Source organism: Mesorhizobium sp. M1A.T.Ca.IN.004.03.1.1, from assembly GCF_003997555.1.
Lineage (GTDB): Bacteria > Pseudomonadota > Alphaproteobacteria > Rhizobiales > Rhizobiaceae > Mesorhizobium.
On the sequence record NZ_RZTV01000872.1, the window covers coordinates 1 to 245 of the forward strand.

The window sequence follows — 245 nt, forward strand, 5'->3', positions numbered from 1 at the left end:
CTTCGGGCAGGAGAAACGGGTTTGACTTGAATTTCGCTGGAATAGAGGCTGATTGATTGCATTCGTTCCGTCTGGCCGCTGCGGTGTTGCCGCTACTTTTGTCATCTTGCATGCTCGGGCCCGACCATGCACCGCCGGAAACGCCTTTACCGGAGAAGTTTTCCGAGGGTGCAAAACAGAGCGCCGGCGATGTTGCGGTGTCGGCGTGGTGGGATTCGTTTTCAGATCGTACGCTCGACCAGTAC

The 245-nt window shown here is 56.3% G+C and carries 1 pseudogene; it reads left to right on the forward strand.

From position 1 onward, the window contains the following. Window positions 1–56: 56 nt before the first annotated feature. Window positions 57–245: pseudogene (locus tag EOD29_RS36815) on the forward strand (nodulation protein NodT); the annotation flags it as partial.